Here is a 25,565-nt window from a genome sequence, read left to right as displayed (position 1 = left end):
CGACAATCGAGAGGACAGAAGACCATGACCGATTTAACCCGCCTCCCTGGCGACGGCCTTTTCGTCGGCCGCGCCAGGATCAGCGAAGCCTCCCATCCGCTGGTGGTCACGGTGCGCGCAGGCGAGGTCATCGACATCACGTCGAGCGCGGCGCCTACCGTGCGCGACCTCTGCGAGCTGAAGGACCCGGCCGCCTACGTGCGCTCGGCCCGGGCCAAGGCGATCGGCACACTGGAAGACATCGCAGCCAACAGCTTCGAGTCTCAGCGCGACGCCAAGAAGCCGGTCCTGCTCTCCCCCGTCGACCTGCAGGCGGTGAAGGCTTCCGGCGTCACCTTCGTCGTCAGCCTGCTCGAGCGCGTCATCGAGGAGCAGGCGCGCGGCTCCGCGGAAAAGGCCGACGCCATCCGCGCCGACATCGCCGGGCTGATCGGCCATGATCTCTCCAAGCTCAAGCCAGGGTCGCCGGAAGCGATGGAGATCAAGGCCAAGCTGATCCAGCGCGGCGCCTGGTCGCAATATCTGGAAGTGGGCATCGGCCCCGATGCCGAGATCTTCACCAAATGCCAGCCGATGGCCTCCGTCGGCTTCGGCGCCGATGTCGGGCTGCATCCGGTCTCCACCTGGAACAATCCGGAGCCGGAGATCGCGATGATCGCCGACAGCTCGGGCCGCATCGTCGGCGCCACGCTTGGCAACGATGTCAATCTGCGCGATGTCGAAGGACGCTCGGCGCTGCTGCTCGGCAAGGCCAAGGACAACAATGCTTCCGCCTCGCTTGGACCTTTCATCCGGCTCTTCGACGAGACCTTTTCCATCGCCGACGTGAAGCGCGCCACGGTGCGGCTAAGCGTCGAGGGCGAGGACGGTTTTTCGCTGGAGGGCGCAAGCTCGATGGCCGAGATCAGCCGCTCGCCGGAAGAGCTGGTCAGAGCCGCGATGGGACCGCATCACCGATACCCGGACGGGCTGGCGCTCTATCTCGGCACCATGTTCGTGCCGTCGAAGGATCGCGGCGAAAAGGGCAAGGGCTTCACCCACAAGGTCGGCGACATCGTCACCATCTCGTCGGAAAAGTTGGGCGCGCTGACCAACCGGGTGCGCCTGTCGCCCGACTGCCCGCCCTGGACCTACGGCGCCAGCCACCTGATGCGCGATCTCGCCAGAGCCGGTCTGATCTAGCAGCGGATCACAACGGCATACGCTTGCTCATCACTGGAGGCTGATGAGCGCAGCGGCGTTTGCCGGGAAAATATCACGGTAACTGATGCAATCTGATGGGATTGCTGATGGCGTGCGGAGCTGTGCCAACATCCATTGACGATCGAGGCTTGCCAGCGGCCGAAAAAGGGAATGCTCTAGAGGCGTCCGGTCGGCGCGGGCAGGAAGATGCGACCCTTGAGGACCGCATCGCGCCTGATGTGGAGGTGGTTTTCAACATGGGAGGAAATCGATGCTTTCGAGGCTGAGACTGTTCGTGCTTGGCTTGATCGCGGCAATCGCCATTCCGGCGATGGCCGAGGCCAAGACCTTCTACTGGATTTCGCATGGCGGGCCGGCCGATCCGGTCTGGACCTACTTCCTGGCCGGTGCCAAGCAATGGGCGACCGACACCGGCAACAAGGTGAACACCTCGTTCCACAATGGCGACGTTGCCTCGCAGCAGGAGGCTGTTCGCGCCGCCATCTCGGCCAAGGCCGACGGCATCGTCACCACCAGCCCCGATCCGGGCAGCCTCGTCGAGATCGTCAAGGAGGCCCGTGCGGCCAACATTCCGATCATCAACTTCAACACGCCCGACCCGAAGGCCAACTTCAACGCCTATGTCGGCGGCGACAACGTCACCTTCGGCAAGCACTGGGCGCAGTATCTGGTCGACAAGGGCCTGGTGAAGAAGGGCGACTTCGTATGGATGCCGGTGGAGGTGCCCGGCGCCACCTATGGCGTGCAGGAAGAGGAAGGCATCAAGAGCGTGTTCGAGCCGCTCGGCATCACCTATGAGGTGACCGAGGCGACGCTCGACCAGGCCGAAGTGATCAACCGCATGGTCGACTATCTCACCGCCCACAAGGGCAAGGTGAAGGCGATCATCGGCCTCGGCGACCTCGTCACAGGCTCGGTCAAGCGCGTCTTCGACCAAGTCGGCGTCAAGCCGGGCGAGATCCCCGTTGTCGGCTGGGGCAACTCGCTCGACACCACCCAGGAAGTGCTGAACGGCTATGTCAACGCCGCGCAGTGGCAGGACCCGCAGGCGACCAGCTACATCGCACTTTCGATGGCGGCGATGGCGTCTGCCGGCATTCCTCCGGGCTTCAACGTCATCACCGGCGCGCTCTATGAAAAGGATACTGCCGGCGTTTATGACAAGATCCTGTCCGGCAAGTAATTGCTGACATTAACGGTCGCGGCTTTCGGGCCGCGATCGCTTCCTGGACCGTCGAGTCCTGACTGATCGCAGCGGGCTCGCCAATCATTCACATCGCGGGCCCAATGGAAAACCGTTCCTTCATCCAAAGTTTCATCGCGCGGCCGGAATTCGGGCCGTTTGTGCTGCTGATCGTCGAACTCGTCATCTTCTGGGGCATCAATCCGGATTTCCTGTCGCCGCAGAACATCTCGAACATCCTCGCCTTCACCGTCGAGCTTGGGCTGATCGCGCTGGCGATGACCTTGCTGATGACGTCGGGCGAATTCGACCTGTCGGTCGGCTCGTTGTTCGGCTTCTCGCCGGTGCTGATGTGGACGCTGTTCAACGGCGGGGTCACCTCGCTGGAGATGGGCTTAGCCATCGCGCTGGTGGTCGCGGCCTTGATCGGGCTTGTCAATGGCTGGTTCGTCACGCAGCTCAAGATCCCGTCCTTCCTGGTCACGCTCGGCATGCTGCTCGTCGTGCGCGGCACCGCGCTTTTCGTCACCGACGGCTTTCCGCAGCGCACCTGGAGCGCCGAAGGCAGCTGGCTTGCGGACATCCTGGTCGGCGACTTCTACATCGGCCCGTTCCGCATCTATGCCTCGCTGTTTTGGTTCATCGGCGCCGCGATCGCGCTCGGTTACGTGCTGACGCAAAGCCGCACCGGCAACTGGATCCAGGCGGCCGGCGGCAATCCCAACGCGGCGCGCGCCCGCGGCGTCAATGTCAGCCGGGTCAAGATCGGCCTGTTCATCCTCTCGGCGGTGATGGCCTCGCTCGCCGGCGTGATCTCGTCGCTGCGCACCTCGGCCGCCAATCCGAACAGCGGCACCGGCTACGAGCTCGAGGTCATCGCCATGGTGGTCATCGGCGGCACGGCGCTGACCGGCGGCCGCGGCACCATTATCGGCACGGTGCTCGGCATCCTCATCCTGCGCGTCATGCGCAACGGCATCGTGCTGATCGGCGTGCCGGGACTCGCCTACAACATCTTCATTGGCGCGATCATCCTCGGGATGATGGCGCTGCACTCATGGCTCGAACGCCGGCACCAGGCAGGGACTTGAAGACGATGGCCGAGCCTCTGATCCGCATGACGAACATCCGCAAGTCTTATGGGCGCGTACAGGCGCTGGTGGACGCCAACTTCCACGTCAACGAAAAGGAGATCGTCGGCCTGCTCGGCGACAACGGCGCCGGCAAATCGACGCTGATCAAGGTGCTGTCGGGCGCGGTGCCGCTGACCAGCGGCAACATTTTCGTGCGCGGCAAGAAGGTGAATTTCCGCAGCACCAGCGACGCGATCGCTGAAGGCATCGAGACGATCTATCAGGACTCCGCGCTTGTCACGCAGCTGTCGATCGCCCGCAACCTGTTCCTGGGGCGCGAGCCGATCAAACCGCCGCGTTTCCTCAACCGCATGGACCAGGAGGCGATGAACACGGTGGCACGCGACCTGCTCAAGCAGGTCGGCATCTCCAAAAACATCCCGCCGACGACGCCGATCGGCTCGCTATCAGGCGGCGAGCGGCAAGCAGTGGCGATCGCGCGCGCCATGCATTTCGACAGCGACCTCATCATCCTCGACGAGCCGACCAACAATCTCGGCGTTGCCGAGACGCAAGGGGTGTTGAGCTTCGTGCGCGGCGCCCGCGATTCCGGCCACTCCTGCATCTTCATCGCACACAACATCCACCATGTCTTCCAGGTCGTCGACCGCATCGTGGTGATGCGCCGCGGCAAGGTGGTGGCCGATGATATCGATCCGAAGAAGACCACAGTGGCGGACGTCGAACGCGTCATCACCGGCATGTCGGACAAGGAGATCCGCGATGCGATTTCCGACGGCCCGCAGCCGCATGGCTGATTTGGCCTGACCTTGATTTTTGACTGGGGCTCGATCCTATCCCATGACCGGACCCATGAAAGCGACCGTAGCCGACATCGCCAGAAGCTGCGGCCTGTCGACCGCGACGGTCGACCGAGTGCTCAACAACAGGCCGGGCGCAAGCGCGGCCAACCGGCAGCGCGTCTTGGAGGCGGCAAAGCAGCTCGGCTATCTGCCGACGCTCGATCAAGTCGTGCTGCCGTCGAAGCCGGCGCATCTCGAATTCTTCCTGCCGATCGGCAGCAACGCCTTCATGGCCGACCTTGCCCATCATATCGAGGACTTTGCAGGGCGCCTGCCGCTGGTCGCCTCCTGCCGCATCCACAATCTCGCCGGGATCTCGCCGGGCGCGCTGCAGGGCGCGATCGAGAACCTCTCGCTCAAGGCCAACGGCGTTGGCGTCATCGCCGTCGACCATCCACGCACGCGCAACATTTTGCGCGAGCTGGTCGAGGCCGGCATTCGGCTGGTCACGCTGGTTTCCGATGTGCCCGCGGCCCCTCGCTCGGCGTATGTCGGCATCGACAACCGGGTTGCCGGACGCACGGCGGCGCTGCTGATGGGCCGCTTCCTTGGCGGCCGGATCGGGCACCTCGCGATGGTCGTTGGCTCGCGCTCCTACCGCGGCCACGAGGAGCGCGAGATGGGTTTCCGCTCGGTGCTCGCAGAAGAGTTCCCCAATCTCACCGTCTCCAGCGCCGTCGAGATCAACGACGAGCCCGACGCCAGCTACAGCGCGACCATGAAGGCCTTGCACAACGAACCGGAACTGCTCGGCATCTACTGCGTCGGCGCTGGACGCTCCGGCGTGGCCAAGGCGTTGCTCGAGGCCAAGCCGCGCAGAAAGCCCGTCTTCATCTGCCATGACCTGACCAGGGAAACGCGCCGCTACCTCGTCGACGATCTCGCCGACGTGGTCATCGACCAGAACGCCCGGCTGATTGCCGAGCAAGCAGTGATCCGCCTGCTCGGCTCGATCGCCTCGTCGGCGCCGTACCTGACCAAGAAATTCATCGAACCCCGGCTGATCATGAAGGAAAACGTGCCGGTGCAGTAGGCGCGAATGGCATCATGCCGTCGCCTCACTGATTTGTCAGACGATTGATCCGGCAAATCTGCACACCAGCTATGCACGTTTCGCAGTTGCCGAATGGTTGGGCAAATCGTAATTATTGCCGCGTCGGATGTCTTCCTCCTCCCAGACACCGGCGCTGAATGCGGTGCTCCTCCTCCCGCGCCGTATTCGAAATCGAAGCCCGCTGCCTCCTCCTCCCGGCAGCGGGCTTTTTCTTTGCCTGCACTTAGGCGGAGCGCCCCTCACCCGGATATTGCCGAGTCGAATTGCCTTGCAATTCGAGCAATCCGAACTCTGGGGAGAGAGGAGACGGGTCAGCCCCGGCGCTAGCCCTGGCCGCGAAGCGGCCGCATCAGGGGAAGCCGCCTTCAGCGTGCCCGGAAGGAGGCGATCAGGCTCTCGGCCATGCGCACGAACTGCGCGCTCGGGCCCTCGGCGCCAACGCTCTGCATCGAGACGCGCGCGCCTTCGAGCAACAGCGACAGCGTATCGGCGAGCAACTCGGCCTGGCCGATGCCGGCATCGCGGCAGAGCGCAACCAGCTTCTCGCGCTGGGCTTCCTTCAGTTCCTTGATGACGCGCCGTGCCGGGTGATTGGTCTCGGTGAGCTCGACGGCGGCATTGGCCATGTCGCAGCCGCGACTGTCGGCGCTGAGCAGCTCTGAAGCCTTGCGGACCCAGGCATGCAACTGCGCGAGCTTGTCGCCGGGATGCTCGGCCTCGAACTCGTCCCATATCCTTGAAGCCTTCGCCGCCGTGGCGCGCAGGCATTCGATGATCAGATCGTCCTTGGATTCGAAGTGACGATAGAGCGTCATCTTGTTGGTGCCGGCAGCCTCCGTGATGGCGTCGACGCCGACGCCCTTGATCCCGTGCTTGTGGAACATGTCCTGCGCCGTTTCCAGGATGCGATCCCGGGGGCGGGAACGTTCCGCAACGCCGTCAGTCATCATGCTCTCCTTTCGTCGTTTCCAAAAAAACCGAGGTCACCTCTTGACTAGGGTGTTACCGGTCTGTAACTTTCAGATGTTACTTACTGGTAACACCTATATCACTCCCCGTCAAACGACAAGGCCCACCGATAGCCCTGCCAGAGTGAGATAGGACAGAAAACCTGCCTGTCATGCGGCTTCGGCCGGTGAAAACGAGAAAAAAGCGGTCCGTGATCATCCGATGCGGGCCGCAGCAAGGAGCCGCTCCTATGCAAAAGCGCAAAGACCTGACGATCGACGAAGCCATCCGGGATCCGATGATCCGGCTGGTGATGAAGGCTGATGGGGTCGATCCCAACGCCTTCGAACGGATGCTGCGCTCGCGCGCCGCGGAACAGGCGCCGGACGATGTCCTGCCATCCTTTTTGGAGGATTCCGGCTCCGTCCGGGCCCGGCGCCTGCGCCATTTTGCAAAACCGTTCGGCGAGGCATCCGCGTCATGGTGAACTTCTTCATCCACCGCCCGATCTTCGCATCGGCGATCGCCATCATCATGGTGCTCGCCGGTGCGATCGCCTATTTCCTGCTGCCGGTCTCGCAGTTCCCTGACATCACGCCCCCGCAGGTCGTGGTCAGCGCCCATTATCCAGGCGCCAGCGCGCAGGTGGTGGCCGATACGGTCACCACGCCGCTGGAGCAGCAGATCAACGGCGTGCAAGGCATGACCTATATGTCGTCGACGAGCTCGAATGACGGCTCCTCGACCATCACCATCACATTCGACGTCGGCTATCCGCTGAGCACCGCGGCCGTCGACGTCCAGAACCGCGTCTCGCAGGCCGCATCCTCCCTGCCGGCCATCGTCAACCAGGGCGGCGTCACGATCAAGAAGCAGAACCCGAACTTCGTTCTGATCGTCGACCTCACCTCGCCCGACGGCTCGGTCGATCCGGTGGCGCTGAGCAACCTCGCCTATCTCCAGGTCGTCGATCCGCTGAAGCGGCTGCCTGGCGTCGGCGACGTGCAGATCTTCGGTGAACGGCGCTATTCGATGCGCGTCTGGCTCGATCCGGACAAACTGGCCAATCTCGGCATCACCGCCGTCGATGTGCAGAACGCCATTTCCGAGCAGAACGTGCAGGTGGCGGCGGGCAAGATCGGCCAATCGCCGGCGCCGGCCGGCACCGCCTTCGAGATGCAGGTCAATGCGGTCGGCCGTTTGAGCGACCCGAAGGAATTCGGCGACATCGTCGTGCGCGCCAACTCGCAGAACGGCTCGCTCGTGCGTCTGCGCGACGTCGCCCGCATCGAGCTCGGCGCGCTGCAATATTCGTCATCGGCCTTCTTCGGCAAGGACCCGACCGTGGTGCTCGCCGTCTACCAGATGCCCGGCTCCAACGCGCTCGACCTGCAGCAGCGGGTCAAGGACAAGATGCAGGAATTGTCGGCGCGCTTCCCGAAGGGCGTCCACTACGCCATGCACTACGATACGACGCGCTTCGTCTCGGCCTCGATGCATGACGTGCTGATCACGCTCGGCGAAGCGCTGGTGCTGGTGGTAGCTGTCGTCTTCATCTTCCTGCAGAGCTGGCGCACTACCATCATCCCGACCATCGCCATCCCGGTGTCGTTGATCGCGACGCTGGCGGTGATGTACATGCTGGGCTTCTCGCTCAATATGCTCTCGCTGCTCGGCATGGTGCTGGCGATCGGCCTTGTCGTCGACGACGCCATCGTCGTGGTCGAGAACGTCGAGCGACAGCTGGAGGCCGGCCTCAAGCCGCTCGCCGCGACGCGCGCGGCGATGGCCGAAGTGACGGGCCCAATCATCGCCACCACGGCGGTGCTGATGGCGGTGTTCATCCCGGTCGCCTTCATTCCCGGCGTTTCGGGACGGCTCTACAACCAGTTCGCGCTTACCGTTGCGATCTCGGTCGGCATCTCCGCCTTCAACTCGCTGACGCTGAGCCCGGCGCTGAGCGCCGCGTTCCTGCGCCATCGCGGCGAAACGCAGTTCGTGCTGTTCCGCTGGTTCAATGCCGGCTTCGACTGGCTGTCGCATGCGTACGCGCATGGCGTGCGCATTCTGATCCGGCTGCGCTGGGCCATGCTCGGCCTGTTCGCGGCGGGCTTGGTCGCCACCTATTTCGTCTGGCAGAAGCTGCCCTCGACCTTCCTTCCGGTGGAGGACCAGGGTTATTTCTTCGTCGTCATCCAGTTGCCGGACGGCGCTTCGCTGGAGCGCACCGACGCGGTGGCGCAGAAGGCGCGCGACATCCTGCAGAACACGCCCGGCGTCGACATCGTCGGCTCGATCAGCGGCCTGAACTTCCTCACCAGCGCCGCGCAATCGAACTCGGCGGTGGAGTTCGCCATCCTGAAGCCGTGGGACGAACGCGGGCCCGACCAGAACGCATCGAAGCTGGTCGCCGAGGTGCGCAACAAGTTGCTGCAGATACCGGAGGCGTTTGCGCTCTCATTCGATCCACCCTCGATCCCGGGCCTCGGCACGACCGGCGGCTTCGAATTCCAGGTGGAAGACCTTTCGGGCCGCGGCAGCGCCGCGCTCAACGAGGTCACGCAGGCGCTGATCGCGGAAGCACGCAAGCAGCCGGAGCTCAATCCGCAGCAGCTGTTCTCGTCCTTCTCGACCTCGACGCCGCAGTTCAACTACGACCTCGACCGCAGCAAGGCGAAGCTGCTCGGCCTCAACCTGCCCGACGTGTTCAACACGCTGCAGATCTATCTCGGCTCTCTCTACGTCAACGACTTCAACCTTTTCGGCCGCACGTTCCGGGTGACGATCCAGGCCGACAAGGACGCGCGCGGAAACGCGAACGACATCTCGCGCCTCTACGTGCGCAATGCGTCCGGCGGGATGGTGCCGCTGAGCACACTGGGCAAGCTGGTGCCGATCGTCGGTCCCGAGACCGTGCCGCATTACAACAACAATGCATCCGCCCTCATCAACGGCGGCGCGGCTCCCGGCTTCTCGTCCGGCCAAGCGGTGGCGGCCATGGAGCGGGCGGCGGCAAACGTGCTGCCGCGGGACTTCGGCTATGAATGGACCGGCATCACCTATCAGGAGCTCCAGGCCGGATCGATCGCCTCGATCGTGTTCGGCCTGGCGATCGTGTTCGTCTTCCTGATCCTGGCGGCGCAGTATGAAAGCTGGGCGATGCCCTTCATGGTGCTACTCGCCGTGCCGCTCGCTTTGTTCGGCGCCTTCGTCGTGCTCTTGCTGCGCGGCATGCAGATCGACGTCTACTCGCAGATCGGTTTCGTCATGCTGATCGGCCTGGCGGCGAAGAACGCGATCCTGATCGTCGAGTTCGCCCGACGGCGCCGCGAGGAAGGCCTGACCATCGTCGAGGCGGCGATGGAAGCCGCGCGGCTGAGGCTGCGGCCGATCCTGATGACGGCCTTCGCCTTCATCCTCGGCGTGCTGCCGCTGATGTTCGCGACCGGCGCGGGCGCCGCCAGCCGGCAGTCGATCGGCACCACCGTCTTCGGCGGCATGGTGGCGGCGACGATCCTGTCGCTGGTCTTCGTGCCGGTCTTCTACGCGGTGATCGAGAAGCTGCGCGAGCGCGGCGGCGAGAGCGAACCTGCCGCGGGGCCTCAACATGCCCCGCACCAACAAGAGATTGAACCGACCGCCGAGCCCGTCCGGCTCGCCCAGGCGGCCGAATAGGATTGGAGACCAACATGCGTAAATGGAAAATCGCTTTGGGAACGGCGGTCGCGCTGGGCGCAATCTCGGTGGCAAGCGTGCACCTGCTCGACATGGGCAATCTCAGCCTCAGCGCCAGCACTGCGGGCGCGGCACCTGCGCCCAAGGCGTTCGTCATGCCGGTCCCGGTGGTCAACGTCGTCAAGAAGACGCTGCCGATCTATCTCGACTACGCCGCGCGCGTCGAGCCGATCCGCAACATCACCCTGCAGGCGCGCGTGCCGGGCTATCTGCAGGAGCAGACGGCGCAGGACGGCAGCGACGTCAAGCAGGGCGACCTGCTTTACCGGATCGCGCCCGAGGACTACCAGGCAGCGCTCGACCAGGCCAAGGCGCAGGTGCAGCGCGACGCGGCAGCGCTCGATTACGCGCGGTCCAATCTCGGCCGCGGCACCGACCTTGCCAAGGCCGGGTACCTCGCCAAGGACAGCTTCGACCAGCGCACCAGCAACTTGCGCACGGCCGAAGCCGCCCTTGCGGTCGACCAGGCGGCGGTGCGGACGGCCGAGCTCAATCTCGGCTATGCCGAGATCAAGGCACCGTTCTCCGGACGGATCGGCCGCAACCAAGCCTCGGTCGGCACCCTGGTGAGCGTCGCCGGCACGGTTCTCAACACGCTGGTGCAGCTCGACCCGATCTACGTCACCTTCAATCCGAGCGAGACCGACCTCGTAGAGATCGAGCAGGCGAAGGCCAACGGTCCGATTGCGGTCGACGTGCTGTTGCCCGGCGAGACCGAGCCCAGCCAGAAGGGCCAGCTCACCTTCATCGACAACACGATCGATCATTCGACCGGCACGATCACGGCGCGGGCGACGATCGGCAACGCCAAGTTCGCGCTGCTGCCCGGGCAGTATGTGCGCGTGCGGCTGCATGTGAAGGAGCAGCCCAATACGCTGATGGTGCCGCAGGTGGCGCTGGGTTCCAGCCAGCTCGGCAAATACCTGTACGTCCTCGGCAAAGACAACACTGTAGACCAGAAGCTGGTGTCGCTCGGCCCGACCGACGGCGATCTGATTTCCGTCACCTCAGGCATCTCCGAGACCGACCAGGTGATCACCGGCAATTTGCAGAAGATCGGACCCGGAATGCCGGTTTCTCCCTTGCCGCAAACGAAACCGGCCAGCTGATAATCCCATCAGTCCCGGTCCGACGGCGCCCTCGACACCCACATCGAGGGCGCCGTTTTGTTTGCGCGCCTGCAACCGGGAAAAAATCGATAGCCACCCTCTTGTTGGATTGTCGACAATCTGCTTGTCTTGCAGTCGGTTCATCCCGGAGTGGCCCACATGTCAAAGCTGGATTTCAGTCCGATCGCGGATACGACGCGCAGGGCCGAGATCGTCGCGCTGCTCAGGCGCGCCATTCTGACCGGCCAGCTGGAGCCTGGGCAGAAGCTCAACGAACTCCGCATTTCCGAGCAGATGCGGGTAAGCCGCGCGCCGCTGCGCGAGGCGATGCGCGAGCTGGTGCAGGAAGGCATCCTGACCAGCATTCCCTATGCCGGAACCTTCGTTGTCGACGTCGCCGCCAAGGACATCGTCGACGTCTATTCCCTCAACAAGGTGCTCGACGACTTTGCCATCCAGCTCGCCTGGCCGCAGCGCGACCAGCGCTTCTTCGACGAGCTCGACCGCCGCCACGAAGCGGTGAAGCAGGCGACGCGGGCGCTCGACACCACGCGCCAGATCGAGACGGCGCTGCAGCTGCACGGGCTGGTCTATGAGTGGGCCGACAATTCGGTGCTGCTCGAAACCTGGCAGCGGCTGACCAGCCGGCTGCAAATGTATTTCGCCCTGCACCAGCGTGCGCGGAACGAGCCGGTACCGGCCGAGGACCTGCACGAAACCTATGTGGCGCTGCTCAAGGGCACGGACATGCGCGCTGCCCAGCGCCATGCCCGCGAGCATATCGACAACGATTTCGAAGCGCTTCTTGCCTATGCGCGCAGCCTCGAAAAGCGCGCATCGAAGGGCGCCTGACAAACCCGCGGACAAACGGATACAAACGTGAAGATCAAGAGCATAAAAGCCTACCATGTCGTGCAGCCCTTCGTGGACGGACCCTACCGCATGTCCAAGGGCCGGGTCGCCGACTGTTTCGATGCGGTAATCGTCGCCATCACTTCCGACACAGGCGTGACCGGCTGGGGCGAGATGGCGCCGCTCGGCAATTTCTATTCTGCCGCGTTTCCGGCGGGAACGCGCGCGGGCGTGCCGGAGATCGCGCCGCATCTCATCGGCCATGACCCACGCGGGCTGGCCGGCATCGTCAGGTTGATGGACACGGTGTTCAAGGGCCATCCCTACGTCAAAGCCGCGCTTGATATGGCTTGCTGGGATCTCGCTGCTCGCGCGGCCGACGTGCCGTTGGTAGCGATGCTCGGCGGCCGCGAGAGCGAGACGGCGGAACTTTACCGGGTCGTGACCCACGGCACGGTCGACCAGATGGCGGCACTTGCCAAGCGCATCGTTGCCGAAGGCTACCATCGGCTGCAGGTCAAGGTCGGCGGCAATGTCGGTGACGACATCGAGCGCGTGAGCGCCGTCGCATCAGCCGTGCCGAAGGGCACGGTGATCTTCTGCGACGCCAATGCCGGCTGGACGCCCTACCAGGCGCGCCAGTTCGCCGATGCCACGCGCGGCATCGACTACACATTCGAACAGCCCTGCACGACGATCGAGGAGAATATGTCGGTGCGCCGCATGCTCGACAAGCCGATGGTGCTCGACGAATCCGTCACATCGCTGGGCGAGATGCTGGAAATCCATCGCCGTGGCGCGGCCGATGGGCTGACGCTGAAGATCTCGCGCCTCGGCGGCGTGACGCAGACGCGGCTGATCCGCGACGTCGCCGTCGAGCTCGGTTTCATGGTCACCATCGAAGACACCGGCGGCGCGGAGATCGACACCGCCGCGATGGCGCATCTGTCGCTGTCGACACCGGAGGAGCGCCGTCTGCATGCCATCGCCTTCCACGAATGGGTGACGGTGCGCACCGCCTCCAACAAGCCGCCGGTCGCGGGCAGCCGCATGGGCATTCCCGACGGCCCCGGGCTCGGCATCAACGTGGTGCCGGACCTGCTCGGCAAGCCCTTCTTCGAGATCGGCTGAGATGAAGATCGGGAGCAGCGCCGCAACGCCGATCGCGCTAGCAGGCTTTTCGCTGAGCTGAACTGGGAGATCGCCAAAAGGAAAGGAGACCGGCAAATATCGAATCGAGGCGGCCACGATTTCGATCGGGCTGCACGCCCGAGTTAGGCATGCATCAAGAAAATCTGACTTTTCCGCTTCAAGGAGCGGATGGACCGGACCAAAGTGCATGTTACAGTTCGTTCGACTGAATTCTTGACGATGGCCGGGACCGGAGAACTCCACGGAACGTCGTCAACCGGAATGCACTCGCCAACCACAAGAACTGGGGAAAGGGTTTAGACCCATGAGCAAGAACTACCGCGTCCTCGACCTCATCCGGCGCAACCGCACGCCGCTCGAAAATCACCTCATCGACGGCCTCATCGACGGCCGCGTCAGCCGCCGCGATTTCGTGCGCCACGGCAGCCTGCTCGGCCTGTCGCTGCCGCTTCTCGGCCGCATCGGCATGGCCGCCGGCTTCGGCGCCGCGCCCTCGCTTGCCCGCGCCCAGGGCGCGCCGGGCGCTACCATCCGCGTCGGCAGCAGCGTGCCGGCCGCCGCGATCGACCCGGTCACCATCGCCGACGCCGGCGGCCTGCTCGTCATGCAGCAGGTAGCCGAATTCCTCTGCGTCGACGGCCCCGACCTGGTGCTCAAGCCGGCACTCGCCGAAAGCTGGAAGCCGAATGCCGATGGCTCGGTGTGGACGTTCACGCTGCGCAAGGGCGTCAAGTTCCACTCAGGCGGCGAGATGAAGGCCGAGGACGTGGTGGCCAGCATCGACCGGCTTGCCGATCCCGCCAACTCCTCCAACGCGCTGTCGGTGTTCAGCGGCATCCTCTCGAAGGGCGCCAGCAAGAAGGTCGACGAATACACGGTGGAATTCCATCTCGACGCGCCGAACGGCAACTTCCCCTATATGCTGTCGTCCGACAACTACAACGCCGTCATCATCCCGGCGAGCTACAAGGGCGATTACGAAAAGAGCTTCGACGGCACCGGGCCGTTCAAGCTGGAGAAGTACACGCCCAAAGTCGGCGCCTCCTTCGTTCGCAATGAGAACTACTGGGGCGAAAAGGCCCTGCCGGAGCGCACCGAATTCACCTTCTTCACCGACATCCAGCCGCAGATCCTGGCGCTACAGGGCGGCCAGATCGACATCATCAATCAGATGCCGGTGCTGGCGGGCGTCGCCGTCCTCAACGATCCGAACGTGGACGTCATCAGCCTGAAATCGTCGGCGCATCAGCAACTGCATCTGCGCTGCGACGACGGTCCGATGAAGGACCCGCGGGTACGCCGCGCCATCGCGCTCAGCATCGATCGCAAGAAGTTGGTCGCCGGCTTGATGAAAGGCCGCGCCCAGGAAGGCAATGACAGCCCGTTCGCCGGGGTTTATCCGTCGACGGACACCAGCGTGCCGCAGCGCGAGCAGGACATCGCGCAGGCCAAGCAGCTGATGGAAGCGGCCGGCGCCGGCAAGGGGTTCAAAATAACGCTGACCACCGAGCGCTATCTGGAAATCCCCGAGTACGCGCAGCTGATCCAGAACTGGGTCAAGGAGATCGGCATCGAGCTCGAGCTCAACATCCTCGACCAAAGCGCCTATTACGGCGATGCGGTGTTCGGCAAATCGAACTGGCTGGATTCGGTGATGGGCATCACCGACTACGGCCACCGCGGCGTGCCGAACGTCTATCTCGCGGCGCCATTGAAGAGCGAAGGCACCTGGAATGCCGCGCATTTCAAGAACAAGGACTATGACCAGCTGGCGACGAGCTATATCGCTGCCCTCGACCTCGAGGCGCAGAAGGCTGCAGCCGGCAAGATCCAGAAGCTGCTGCTCGAGGAAACGCCGGTGATCTTCGGCTATTTCTACGACTACCTGACTGCGACGGCGAAAGGCGTGGCGGGCGTGCAGCCCACCGCCATGTCGCAGCTGTTCCTCGAAAAGGCTTCGAAAGCCTGACGCGAGGGAGCAAGCTTATCCCTGACAGCCGGCTCTCGACGGAGAGCCGGCTCCAATAGGAGTATTCGCCATCCTCGGCTTCCTCATCCGGCGCCTGGCTCTGTCGCTCGTGACGCTGTTCCTGCTCAGCGTCATGGTGTTCCTGGGCGGCCAGGTGCTGCCCGGCAATGTCGGGCGCGCGATATTGGGGCCGTTTGCCGACCAGCGCGCCGTCGACGCGCTCAATCACTCGCTCGGCGTCGACCGGCCGCTGCTCGTCCAGTACGGAAGCTGGACCTGGAACTTCCTTCATGGCGACATGGGCACGTCCTACATTTTCCGCGCGCCGGTGGCGCCCTTCGTCATCGACGCTTTGGGCAATTCGATGAAGCTGGCGCTCGTCGCCTTCGTGCTGGTGGTGCCGATCGGCATCCTCGGCGGTGTCATCGCCGCGCTCAACCTCAACCGGCCGCTCGACCGCATCATCAGCCTCGGCGGATTGTCGGTGACGGTGCTGCCCGAGTTCGTCACCGGCATCATCCTGATCCTGATCTTCGGTGTCTGGCTGCGCTGGCTGCCGATCGCGGCGGCCTGGCCCAAGGGTGCCGGCGTCTTCACCCAGCTCTATTATCTCATCCTGCCGTCGCTGCCGCTGTTTCTGGTGCTGTTCGGCTATATCGCTCGCATGGCGCGGTCGGGGATGATCGAGGCGCTCGATTCCGACTATACGCGCACCGCGGTGCTTAAAGGTCTGCCGTGGCGCACGGTGATCTGGCGGCATGTGCTGCGCAATGCCCTATTGCCTACCATCACTGTCATCGCAACCCAGACCGGCTACCTCATCGGCGGCCTTGTCGTGATCGAGACGCTGTTCCGCTACCAGGGCATCGGCTCGCTGATCTTCACCGCCGCCCGCGGCAAGGATTTTCCGATGCTCGAGGCCGGCATTCTTACCATCGGCATCGTCTATGCGGTGGCCACATTGATCGCCGATTTCCTCTATTCGGTGCTCAATCCGCGCATCCGGCTGGGAGCGGAGCAATGAGCGCGACAGACACACCCGCGAACCTGCCAACGCCGGACGCCGCGACACAGCGCAGCCCCTGGGGCGAGGTGCTGCATTCGTTGTTGCGATCGGGGACCTTCCTGATCGGGCTCGGCATCGTCCTGTTCTGGATCGTCTGCGCGCTGTTCGGCGAGCATTTCGTCCCTTACGATCCGCTTGCCGACGACATCATCAACGCGCTGGTTCCACCGTCGGCCGAGCACTGGTTCGGCACCGACCAGATCGGCCGCGATGTCTTCTCGCGGGTCATCGTCGGCTCGCGCGATATCCTGACGGTGGCACCTTTGGCCACGATTCTGGCGACCATTGCCGGCACCGCGCTCGGGCTCGTCATCGGCTATTTCCGCGGCATCGTCGACGATATCGTCAGCCGTATCCTCGAAGCCTTCATGGCAATCCCGGTGGTGATCATCGCACTGCTCGCCATCGTCGCGCTTGGCACCTCCAAGATCACCGTGATCGTCGTCATCGGCTTGAGCTTCGCTCCGATCATCGCCCGCACGGTGCGCTCGGCGGTGCTGGCCGAACGCGAGCTCGATTATGTCGCGGCGGCAAAGCTTCGCCACGAAGGCGCGCTGCACACGATGTTCGTCGAGATCCTGCCCAACGTGATCCCGCCGATCCTGGTCGAGACGACGGTGCGTCTCGGCTATGCGATCTTCGCCGTCGCCACGCTCTCCTTCATGGGCTTCGGCATCCAGCCGCCCTCGCCCGACTGGGGACTCTCGATCTCCAGCAATTACGGCATGATCGGCGGCGGCTTCTGGTGGACGGTTCTGTTCGACGCGCTGGCGATCGCCTCGCTGGTGATCGGGGTCAACCTGGTGGCCGACGGGGTCCATGGAGCGTTCAATGACTGACAGGGACGCGCTCGAGCTCAACGATCTCTCGGTCGCCTATCGCGTCGGGCGCCGCAACCGGGCGGTGCTGCGCAATGTCAGCTTCAAGATCGGCCGCGGCGAGGCCTATGGGCTGGTCGGCGAATCCGGCTGCGGAAAGTCCACCGCGGCGCTGTCCGTGGTCCGCTACCTGCCGCGCAACGGCTCGATCACCGGCGGCTCGATCGCGCTCGACGGCCGGGATGTGATGAAGCTCGATGCCGAGGCGCTCAGACGCGCCCGTGCGGAAAGCGTCTCCATGGTCTATCAGGATCCCGGCAAGGCGCTGAATCCATCATTGCGCATCGGCCGCCAGCTCACCGAGATCTTCGAGCTTGCCGGCATGTCGGGACAGGCGGCGAGCGACAAGGCGATCGCGATGCTCAATCTTGTGCGCATCTCGGATCCGGCCAGTGTCATGCAGCGCTACCCGCACCAGCTTTCCGGCGGCATGCAGCAGCGCGTGGCGATCGCAATGGCCTTGGCCAACGACCCCTCGATGCTGATCCTCGACGAGCCGACGACGGGTCTCGACGCCACGGTCGAAGCCGAAGTGCTCGACCTCATCGCGCAACTGCGCCGCGAGCTTTCGGCCTCAATCCTGTTCATCAGCCACAACCTCGCCGTGGTTTCCAACATGTGCGACCGGGTCGGCGTGCTCTATGCCGGGATGCTGGTCGAGGAAGGCTCGACCAAGGACGTCTTCAACGATCCGCGCCATCCCTACACGGTCGCCTTGCTGCGCTGCCTGCCGCGCGGCGGCCAGCGCAAGGACCAGGGCCGGCTCGACACGATCCCCGGCTTCCTGCCCGGCATCGGCGCTACGATCGTCGGCTGCGCCTTCGCCGACCGCTGCGCGCTGGCGACGGAGCGCTGCCGCAGCGAGCCGCCGCCGCTCTATGAGCTTGGAGGCGGCCGGCTGTCGCGCTGCCACTATCACGACAAGGCGCAGTCGCTGCCGCGCGCGACACCCGCCGAAATTGCCACCGTCGCGCCGAAGCAGGCGCCGCCAGTGCTGCAGGTCGAGGGGCTGAACAAGACCTATGCCAGCCATGGCCGTGCATTGAGAGCGGTGAAGGACGTTTCAGTCAGCCTCCGGCCCGGCGAGACGCTCGGGTTGGTCGGCGAGTCCGGCAGCGGCAAGACCACCTTCGCGAGGCTGCTGCTCGGCCTCGTGCCGCCGGACGAGGGCGGCAGCATCGAACTGGAGGGCAAGCAGTTGGCGCCGCGGCTTGCCAGCCGCTCGGAGGACCAGGTCAAGGCGGTGCAGATCGTCTTCCAGAATCCGGATTCGGCGCTCAACCGTTCGCATTCGATCCGGCATATCCTCAGCCGCGCTTTGAAGCGGTTGGGCGGGCTCACCGGCAAGTCGCTGGAAGCGCGCCTCGAAGAGCTCGTCCGCTCGGTGCGGCTCACCGACCGGCATCTCGCCGTCAAGCCGCGGCAGCTTTCGGGCGGTCTGAAGCAGCGCGTGGCGATCGCCCGCGCCTTCGCCGGCGATCCGCGCATCGTCGTCTGCGACGAGCCGACCTCGGCGCTCGACGTGTCGGTGCAGGCGGCGATCCTCAACCTCTTGGCCGACCTGCAGTCGAAGCAGGATGTGAGCTACATTTTCATCTCGCACGACCTCGGCGTGGTGCGCTATCTGTCCGACAAGATCGCGGTGCTCTATCTCGGCCGCATCATGGAGTTCGGACCGTCGGAAGCGGTGTTTTCCGGCCCGCATCACCCTTACACGGAAGCTCTGTTGTCGGCCGTTCCGAAACTCGACCGGACGGAAAGCTCGCGCATCCGCCTCGACGGCGAAATCCCGAGCGCGGCCAACCCACCCACGGGTTGCGTTTTCCACACGAGATGCCCGCGCAAGATCGGCGCGATCTGCGAGACGCAGGAGCCGGAACTAAGCGAGGCCGAGCCCGGGCACACAATCCGCTGCCATATTCCTTTCGCGGAGTTGGCAAGGCTGCAGAAGCCGAAGGCCGTGGAGCCGGCATAGTCGCCGCCAGCAAACGACAACGCCTGCTGGATTCGCTGCGCCGATGGCTGGCGCAGGGCGGCAAGCGCGCTGACACCGGCGCGGCCCTCCGTCAGCGACGTCCACGGCGTCCGCCGGGCGGCAAACCTCGTTTCGCCGCCTAGGGTCCCTCGCGCCTCGATCCTGCCGGATCTTCCCCCGCCCCGCATCGTCAGTCTCGTTTTGAGCTCAATCCTAAGACACCGCCGAAATGTCGGTTGAAATATTTTTCAAACGGTCATAGGAATGTTCAAAGAGTGATTGCGGCGCGGGCGGCGCGCCAAGGACCGGAGGAAGCGACATGTCCCATCCGCAATTCGCAGCGGAACTCCTGCAGCGCGCTGAGAAACAAGGACCGATCACCATCGGTCTCGCCGGCGCCGGACAGATGGGAACGGATATCGTCGTTCAGGTCGCACTTATGCCGGGCATGCGCATCGGCGCCATTTCGGAGGTCAGGCCGCAGGCGGCGATCGATGCGGCGCTGCTTGCCGGCCATGACCGTTCCGATATCGTAGAGGCGCCCAATGCCCCGGCCATCGATCGCGCCATCGAGGCCGGAAAGATCGCGGTCACCGAGGACCTGCATGCGCTCGCCGCCGCCGGCCGCATCGACGTGATCATCGACGCAACCGGAAATCCCAACATCGGCACGCTGTTCGCGCTCGAGGTGATGAAGAACGGCAAGCATATCGTCATGCTCAATGTCGAGGCCGACATCACCATCGGCCGGTTCCTGAAGGAAGAGGCGCGCAAGGCCGGCGTCGTCTACACAGGTGCGGCCGGCGACGAGCCTGCCTGCACGCTCGAGATCATCGGCTTCGCCAAAAGCCTCGGCTTCAATATCGTTGCCGCCGGCAAGGGCAAGAACAATCCGCTGAAGTTCGACGCCGTGCCGGCCGACTACGAGAAGGAGGCGGCCGAGCGCAACATGAATGCGCGCATGCTGGTCGAGTTCGTCGACGGCTCGAAGACGGCAATCGAGATGGTGGCGATCGCCAACGCGACGGGCCTGGTGCCCGACGTGCCAGGCATGCACGGCCCTACCGCGACGCTAGAAGAACTCGCCAGCGTGCTCTGCCCGCGCGAGGATGGCGGCGTGCTTCATCGCAAGGGCGTTGTCGACTATTCGATCGGCAAGGGCGTCGCGCCCGGGGTGTTCTGCATCATCGAAACCAAGCATCCGCGCGTGCTGGAGCGCATGATCGACCTCAAGGTCGGCAGGGGCCCCTATTTCACGATCTTCCGGCCCTATCACCTCACCAGCCTGGAAGTGCCGCTGTCGGCGGCGCGCGCCGTGGTCTACAAGCGCGCCGACATGGAACCGCTCGACCATCCCGTGGCCGAGGCGGTGGCGGTGGCCAAGACCAGTCTCGGCACCGGCCAGTCGCTCGGCATGATCGGCGAGAACGACTACCGCGGCTTCGCCATGACCTGGGAAGACGCGCGCGCCAATGGCGCGCTGCCGCTCGGGCTTGCTGAACGTGCCAAGGTGGTGAAGCCGGTCAAGGCCGGCGACTTCCTGACCTATGAAAACTGTGTACCCGACGATTCGATGGTGATAACCCAGATCCGCCGTCGTCTCGACCAGTCGGACGGACGGTTCGTAACCAACGCGGCCTAAAGCGCGTCGCGCGGAAACGGATCCAGGCGACGCGCTTTAGGTCCTTGTTTTTATGCATCTCGTTTTCGCAAAACCGCTGCACACTTTTGCGCGACATGCTCTAACCCTCCGGATCCCAGCCTGATGGACGATGTGGTAATCGGGATCGACGCCTCGACGACCGCCGTGAAGGCGATCGCTTTCGCGCGCGACGGCTCGGAGCTTTTCCAGGCACGCGAGACCTATCCGCTTTCCAACCCGGCGCCCGGCCATTTCGAGCAGGACGCCGAGCATTGGTGGGCGGCGCTGCTGTCGGCGCTGCAACAAGTCGCCAAGGCGATCGATGCCTCACGCGTGAAAGCCATCGCAATCGCGCACCAGCGCGAGAGCTTCACGCTGATCGACAACGCCGGCAAGCCGCTCATTCCCGCCATATTGTGGCTCGACGAACGCGCCCGCCGCCAGGTGGCGCGGCTTTCGGAAGAACTCGGCCGCGAGGCGATCCGCGACTGGAGCGGCAAGCCGCCGGACCCGACGCCGGCGCTCTACGCTTTGGCCTGGCTGACGGAGCACCGGCCGCAGGCGCTGGCGGAAGCGGCCGCGGTGGTCGACGTGCACGCGTTCTTCGTCCACCGGCTCACCGGGCGACTCGTCACCAGCACGGCGAGCGCCGATCCGCTCGGTCTGCTGGACATCGCGCATGGCGTCTGGCACCCGAGGCTGGTCGAGGCGGCGGGGCTGCGGCCGGAGCAACTGCCGGAGCTCGCAGCCCCTGGGGAGGTCTGCGGCACGTTGTCGGAAAGCGTCGCGGCGGCGATCGGCCTGAGGGCCGGCGCGCCGGTTATTGCGGGCGCCGGAGACGGCCAGGCGATGGGGCTAGGCATGGGAGTCTACGGGCCCGGCAAAAGCTATCTGTCGTTGGGCTCAGGCGTCGTCAGCGGAAATTATTCCGGCACGGTCACGACGTCGGATGCATTCCGCACGCTGGTTTCGCCGACCTGCTCCGGCTTCATGCTGGAGACGGTGCTGCGTTCCGGCATGCAGTTGGTCGACTGGATCGTGCGCACCACCGGCGCGCCTTCGGCCGCGGTGCTGGAGAGAGCTGCGAAGGAAGTCGCGCCAGGCAGCGACGGATTGCTCGTCATGCCCTATTGGGCTGGCGTCATGAGCCCTTACTGGGACGGCTCGGCGCGCGGCGCTATCGTCGGCCTGTCGCTCGATCACGAGCCAAAGCATCTCTTCCGCGCGGTGCTGGAGGGCATAGGGCTGGAGCAGGCGATCGCCACCGAGGCGATGGAGGAACAGACCGGCAAGGCCGACACGATGATCGCGGCCGGCGGCGGCACCAATTGCGCACTGCTGATGGAAATCATGGCGAGCGTGCTCGAGCGCCCGCTCTTCGTCTCGCCGGTCAACGAAGCAGCGGCGCTGGGAGCCGCCATGCTCGCGGCCTCGGCAATCGGCTGGTTCGCGTCACCGGAAGAAGCGGCAAAGGCGATGGCGGCACGGCCGGCACGCCAGGTCGATCCTGTCGAGGCGCTTGTTCCGACCTACCGCGCACGCAAAGAAGTCTATCGTGATCTCTATCACGCGACACGCGATATCCACACGCGGCTCGGCGCGATTACCTGAACTACCGGCTAAGCAGCCCCTTGGCCGCGTCTTCGTCGGTGATCAGCACCGAGACCTTCGTATTCGCAAGTGCGGCGCGCATGACGGCGATCTTCTCCCGCCCGCCCGACACCAGGATGGTGGTCGGAATGTCAGACAGATCCTGCAGCGGGTAGGCGCAGACGCGGCGGTTGACCTCATGGTCAACGATGCGACCCTCGGCATCGATGAAGTGGCAGAGGATATCGCCGACCGCGCCCGCCGCCTGCAATTCCTCCAATTCGCTGGGCTTGATGAAACCGTAATTGGCGATCGGGCTGTCGTTGGAAAAGGAGCCGACGCTGAGCACGGCGATGTTGGCGCGCCGCGCCCTAAAGACCACATCCTGGACGCTGCGCTGGCTCATGAAGGCATCGCGCTGCTCCGGCCTGTCGGCATAGACGGGCACGGGCAGCAGATAGCATTCGGCGCCGATCTTCTCGGCGAATTCCCAGGCGCTCTCGGTCGGATTGAGCGGCTGCGCATGGGTGAGGCCGCCAAGCATCGAGACCACGGTGGTCCTGGCGATCGGCCGCCTGGGCAATTCGTTGATGGCGAATTTCAGCGTCCTGCCCCAACCCAGTGCGATAACGTCGCCCGGATTGACGTTGTCGGCGAGATAGGCGGCGGCGGCATGGCCGATCATCAGTGGCGCGTTGCTCCGGTCGGCGGCCGACGGCACGACCACCGCCTGGCTGAGGCCGAAGCGCTGCTTCAGGCTTTCCTCCAGCTGCACGCATTCGACGACGCTGTCGCGAATGCGGAACTGGACCACGCCCTCCTCGCGCGCGGCCGACAGAATCCGGTGCACCTTGATACGGCCGACGCCGAGGATCTCCGAGATCCGCTCCTGCGTCAGCCCTTCGACATAATAGTGCCAGGCGGCTCGGGCCTTGAGCTCGGCATCCGGAAAACGCGAGACCTTGTCGTTCTCGATCACCGCCATGCTTTATGCCTCCGTATGCGCTCGACTTCCCTATGGCAAACTGTCGGTTCACGCAAACTGCCGCCGAATGGCTGCGCGGCACTTGACAATTTTCTGATGAACGTTTTAGCTGAACAAAATTGCAGATCAAAGATAAATTGTTCACAAGGGAGGATGCCTGGTGAACAAGAGCGGAAGGCAAGGCACGCCTGCCCGCTGACGGAGGAGACCAAGTGGCCGTGAGCAACGAGACGAGCGAGTTGAAGGCTGGCACCGGCGCCGCGCAGGCCGCTTCCGGTGCGAAGCTTTCGGCGTTGTTTGCCGGAACGATGGGACCGCTGATCGGGCTGGTGCTGCTGTGCCTGGCGCTGGCGCTGACCACCGACACCTTCCTGACGGTACGCAATATCCTCAACGTGCTCGACCAGGTGACCGTCCTCGGCATCATGGCGATCGGCATGACGCTGGTCATCCTGATCGGCGGCATCGACCTTTCCGTCGGCTCGGTGCTGGCGCTGGCCTCGATGGTGATGGGCTATGTCGCCTATCCCGACTATCTCAATCTCGGCGTCCCGGCGGGCATCGCCGCGGCGCTCGTCGTCGCCGCCCTCTGCGGCCTGGTGTCGGGCCTGCTGGTGACGGTGACGAAACTGCCGCCCTTCATCGCGACGCTTGCCATGATGTCGGTGGCGCGCGGCCTCGCCAACATGATCACCGACGGCTCGCAGATCGTCGGCTTTCCGGACTGGTTCACCAACCTCTCGATCGTGCGCCACTTCGGCTTCCTGTCGGTCACCGTCGGGCTGATGATCGTGCTGGCGATCGTCTTCGCGATCTTCCTCAATTACCGCGCCACCGGCCGTAGCCTCTACGCGATCGGCGGCAGCGCCGAGGTTGCCCGCCTCTCCGGCATTCCGGTGAAGTCGCTGACCAACTGGGTCTACGCAATCTGCGCACTGCTGGCGGGACTGGCCGGCATCGTGCTCGCGGCCCGGCTCGATTCCGTGCAGCCGAGTTCGGGCGTCGGCTACGAGCTCGACACGATCGCCGCGGTGGTGATCGGCGGCGCCAGCCTTTCCGGCGGCATCGGCTCGATCGGCGGCACAGCGATCGGCGTTCTCATCATCGGCGTGCTGCGCAACGGCCTCAACCTGCTCGGCGTGTCACCCTTCATCCAGCAGGTGGTGATCGGCGTGGTGATCGCGCTGGCGGTTGCCACCGATACCTGGCGGCGGCGCCGCCAATAGGAATTCGCCCGGATGTCCGGGCGGAACGGATCGGTCGATCCGAGACTGGGACTGTCCGGCCGAGGGCGCCGCGATGCGCAGGCGGACAGATTGAACACCAACGGAGGAAAAACATGCTGACCAAACGTTCACTGCTGCTTGCGGCCGCGGCCATTGTCCCGCTGCTCGGCCTGTCCGATGCCGCCTCGGCCAAGGACGCCAAGAAGCTCGGCCTCGCCGTCGCCAATCTGCAGGCGGACTTCTTCAACCAGATCAAGCAGTCGGTCGAAGCCTATGCCAAGGAGAAGGGCATCGAGGTCATCACCGTCGACGCCAAGGGCGATTCGGCCACGCAGGTCAGCCAGGTGCAGGACCTCGTCACCCAGAACATCGACGCGCTGATCTATATCCCGGCCGGCGCCACCGCCGCAACGGTGCCGACCAAGACCGCGAAGGCCGCCGGCATCCCGGTGGTCAATGTCGACCGCAACGCCGACGGCGCGCCCGGCGACACCTTCATCGCCACTGACAGCGTCAACTCGGCCAAGGGCGTGTGCGACTACATCGCCAAGCAGGCCGGCGGCAAGGGCGAGATGGTGATCATTCATGGCCAGAAGGGCACGACGCCGGAAGTCGACCGCTCCAAGGGCTGCGGCGAGGCGCTCAAGGCCTATCCGGACATCAAGGTGGTCGGCGAGCTCTGGAGCGATCAGTGGCACCAGGACGAAGGCTTCAAGCTGGCGCAAGACCTGCTGCAGGCCCATCCGAACGTCTCGATCATCTTCGGCCAGGCCGACGCGCTGGCTCTGGGCGCCGCGCAGGCGGTCAAGGTCGCCAACCCCGACCACAAGGTGTGGATCGCCGGCTTCGACGGCGACGTTGCGGCGCTCAAGGCGCTGAAGGAGGGCGTGTTCGACGTCACCGCGACGCAGCAGACGCAGGGCATGGGCCGGCTAGCCGTCGATTCGGCCATCAAGATCGTGGCGGGCGAGAAGCTGCCGGCCGAGCAACTGCAGGACGCGACCCTGACCACCAAGGACAATGTCGCGCAATTCATCGAGAAGCATCCGTAAGGCGGCAACC

The 25,565-nt window shown here is 64.5% G+C and carries 20 protein-coding genes; 18 read left to right on the top strand and 2 right to left on the bottom strand.

The window, feature by feature from the left end; translation table 11 throughout:
- The first annotated feature begins 24 nt into the window (after nucleotides 1-24).
- The 5 genes from P9230_RS12745 to P9230_RS12725 all read left to right on the top strand — a co-directional run bounded on the left by P9230_RS12745 (nucleotide 25) and on the right by P9230_RS12725 (nucleotide 5,355).
- Nucleotides 25-1,182: a fumarylacetoacetate hydrolase family protein gene (locus P9230_RS12745; RefSeq protein ID WP_278119305.1), complete on the top strand. Its 1,158-nt coding sequence runs from the start codon at nucleotides 25-27 to the stop codon at nucleotides 1,180-1,182.
- A gap of 271 nt (nucleotides 1,183-1,453) precedes the next feature.
- Nucleotides 1,454-2,386 (top strand): substrate-binding domain-containing protein, encoded by a 933-nt coding sequence (locus tag P9230_RS12740; RefSeq protein WP_066988900.1) that lies wholly within the window; start codon nucleotides 1,454-1,456, stop codon nucleotides 2,384-2,386.
- A gap of 104 nt (nucleotides 2,387-2,490) precedes the next feature.
- Entirely contained in the window at nucleotides 2,491-3,477 is a 987-nt protein-coding gene (locus P9230_RS12735; protein ID WP_278119303.1) for an ABC transporter permease, read from the top strand.
- Nucleotides 3,478-3,482: 5 nt separating this feature from the next.
- Entirely contained in the window at nucleotides 3,483-4,277 is a 795-nt protein-coding gene (locus P9230_RS12730; RefSeq protein WP_067328013.1) for an ATP-binding cassette domain-containing protein, read from the top strand.
- Nucleotides 4,278-4,332: 55 nt separating this feature from the next.
- Nucleotides 4,333-5,355 carry a LacI family DNA-binding transcriptional regulator gene (locus P9230_RS12725; protein ID WP_067327781.1) on the top strand — a complete coding sequence of 341 codons (1,023 nt, stop codon included), beginning with the start codon at nucleotides 4,333-4,335 and terminating at the stop codon, nucleotides 5,353-5,355.
- A 386-nt stretch (nucleotides 5,356-5,741) separates the two neighbouring features.
- On the opposite strand, the gene P9230_RS12720 is transcribed toward P9230_RS12725, so the two are convergent.
- Nucleotides 5,742-6,323 carry a TetR/AcrR family transcriptional regulator gene (locus tag P9230_RS12720; RefSeq protein ID WP_095823937.1) on the bottom strand — a complete coding sequence of 194 codons (582 nt, stop codon included), beginning with the start codon at nucleotides 6,321-6,323 and terminating at the stop codon, nucleotides 5,742-5,744.
- 173 nt (nucleotides 6,324-6,496) lie between these two features.
- Between P9230_RS12720 and P9230_RS12715 the strand changes: the two genes are divergently transcribed.
- The 11 genes from P9230_RS12715 to P9230_RS12665 all read left to right on the top strand — a co-directional run bounded on the left by P9230_RS12715 (nucleotide 6,497) and on the right by P9230_RS12665 (nucleotide 22,313).
- Complete coding sequence (locus tag P9230_RS12715) at nucleotides 6,497-6,811, top strand: hypothetical protein (RefSeq protein WP_245322299.1); 315 nt, start codon at nucleotides 6,497-6,499, stop codon at nucleotides 6,809-6,811.
- Complete coding sequence (locus P9230_RS12710; protein WP_095800938.1) at nucleotides 6,805-9,999, top strand: multidrug efflux RND transporter permease subunit; 3,195 nt, start codon at nucleotides 6,805-6,807, stop codon at nucleotides 9,997-9,999. Before P9230_RS12715 ends, P9230_RS12710 begins: the two co-directional genes overlap by 7 nt.
- Before the next feature lie 14 nt (nucleotides 10,000-10,013).
- Nucleotides 10,014-11,168 (top strand): efflux RND transporter periplasmic adaptor subunit, encoded by a 1,155-nt coding sequence (locus tag P9230_RS12705; protein WP_278119300.1) that lies wholly within the window; start codon nucleotides 10,014-10,016, stop codon nucleotides 11,166-11,168.
- 159 nt (nucleotides 11,169-11,327) lie between these two features.
- Nucleotides 11,328-12,020: a GntR family transcriptional regulator gene (locus tag P9230_RS12700; protein ID WP_278119298.1), complete on the top strand. Its 693-nt coding sequence runs from the start codon at nucleotides 11,328-11,330 to the stop codon at nucleotides 12,018-12,020.
- 27 nt (nucleotides 12,021-12,047) lie between these two features.
- Nucleotides 12,048-13,151, top strand: coding sequence for a mandelate racemase/muconate lactonizing enzyme family protein (locus tag P9230_RS12695; RefSeq protein WP_095823855.1), 1,104 nt, complete (start codon nucleotides 12,048-12,050; stop codon nucleotides 13,149-13,151).
- A gap of 325 nt (nucleotides 13,152-13,476) precedes the next feature.
- The gene (locus P9230_RS12690; protein ID WP_278119295.1) at nucleotides 13,477-15,141 is read left to right on the top strand and encodes an ABC transporter substrate-binding protein; all 1,665 of its coding nucleotides are present in this window, start codon (nucleotides 13,477-13,479) and stop codon (nucleotides 15,139-15,141) included.
- Between the two features lie 85 nt (nucleotides 15,142-15,226).
- Nucleotides 15,227-16,165, top strand: coding sequence for an ABC transporter permease (locus tag P9230_RS12685; RefSeq protein ID WP_278119481.1), 939 nt, complete (start codon nucleotides 15,227-15,229; stop codon nucleotides 16,163-16,165).
- Nucleotides 16,162-17,046: an ABC transporter permease gene (locus P9230_RS12680; RefSeq protein WP_278119293.1), complete on the top strand. Its 885-nt coding sequence runs from the start codon at nucleotides 16,162-16,164 to the stop codon at nucleotides 17,044-17,046. Before P9230_RS12685 ends, P9230_RS12680 begins: the two co-directional genes overlap by 4 nt.
- Complete coding sequence (locus P9230_RS12675) at nucleotides 17,039-19,060, top strand: ABC transporter ATP-binding protein (protein WP_278119291.1); 2,022 nt, start codon at nucleotides 17,039-17,041, stop codon at nucleotides 19,058-19,060. Before P9230_RS12680 ends, P9230_RS12675 begins: the two co-directional genes overlap by 8 nt.
- Nucleotides 19,061-19,379: 319 nt before the next feature.
- Complete coding sequence (locus P9230_RS12670) at nucleotides 19,380-20,702, top strand: homoserine dehydrogenase (RefSeq protein ID WP_278119289.1); 1,323 nt, start codon at nucleotides 19,380-19,382, stop codon at nucleotides 20,700-20,702.
- A gap of 123 nt (nucleotides 20,703-20,825) precedes the next feature.
- On the top strand, nucleotides 20,826-22,313 hold the full coding sequence (locus P9230_RS12665; RefSeq protein ID WP_278119287.1) for an FGGY family carbohydrate kinase: 1,488 nt from the start codon (nucleotides 20,826-20,828) through the stop codon (nucleotides 22,311-22,313).
- Between the two features lies 1 nt (nucleotide 22,314).
- Here the strand turns inward: P9230_RS12665 and P9230_RS12660 are convergent, their stop codons facing one another.
- The gene (locus P9230_RS12660; protein ID WP_066988921.1) at nucleotides 22,315-23,277 is read right to left on the bottom strand and encodes a sugar-binding transcriptional regulator; all 963 of its coding nucleotides are present in this window, start codon (nucleotides 23,275-23,277) and stop codon (nucleotides 22,315-22,317) included.
- 239 nt (nucleotides 23,278-23,516) lie between these two features.
- On the opposite strand from P9230_RS12660, the gene P9230_RS12655 reads away from it, so the two are divergent.
- A complete protein-coding gene (locus P9230_RS12655) occupies nucleotides 23,517-24,503 on the top strand; it encodes an ABC transporter permease (protein ID WP_066989390.1) in 987 nt (328 codons plus the stop codon).
- Between the two features lie 113 nt (nucleotides 24,504-24,616).
- Entirely contained in the window at nucleotides 24,617-25,555 is a 939-nt protein-coding gene (locus P9230_RS12650; protein WP_095800947.1) for a sugar ABC transporter substrate-binding protein, read from the top strand.
- Nucleotides 25,556-25,565: the final 10 nt, after the last annotated feature.

The sequence above is a fragment of the Mesorhizobium sp. WSM4887 genome, from assembly GCF_029625865.1.
Classification (GTDB): Bacteria; Pseudomonadota; Alphaproteobacteria; order Rhizobiales; family Rhizobiaceae; genus Mesorhizobium.
The sequence above is the reverse complement of the archived record's forward strand: the minus strand, read 5'-3'. Positions and strand labels throughout refer to the sequence as shown.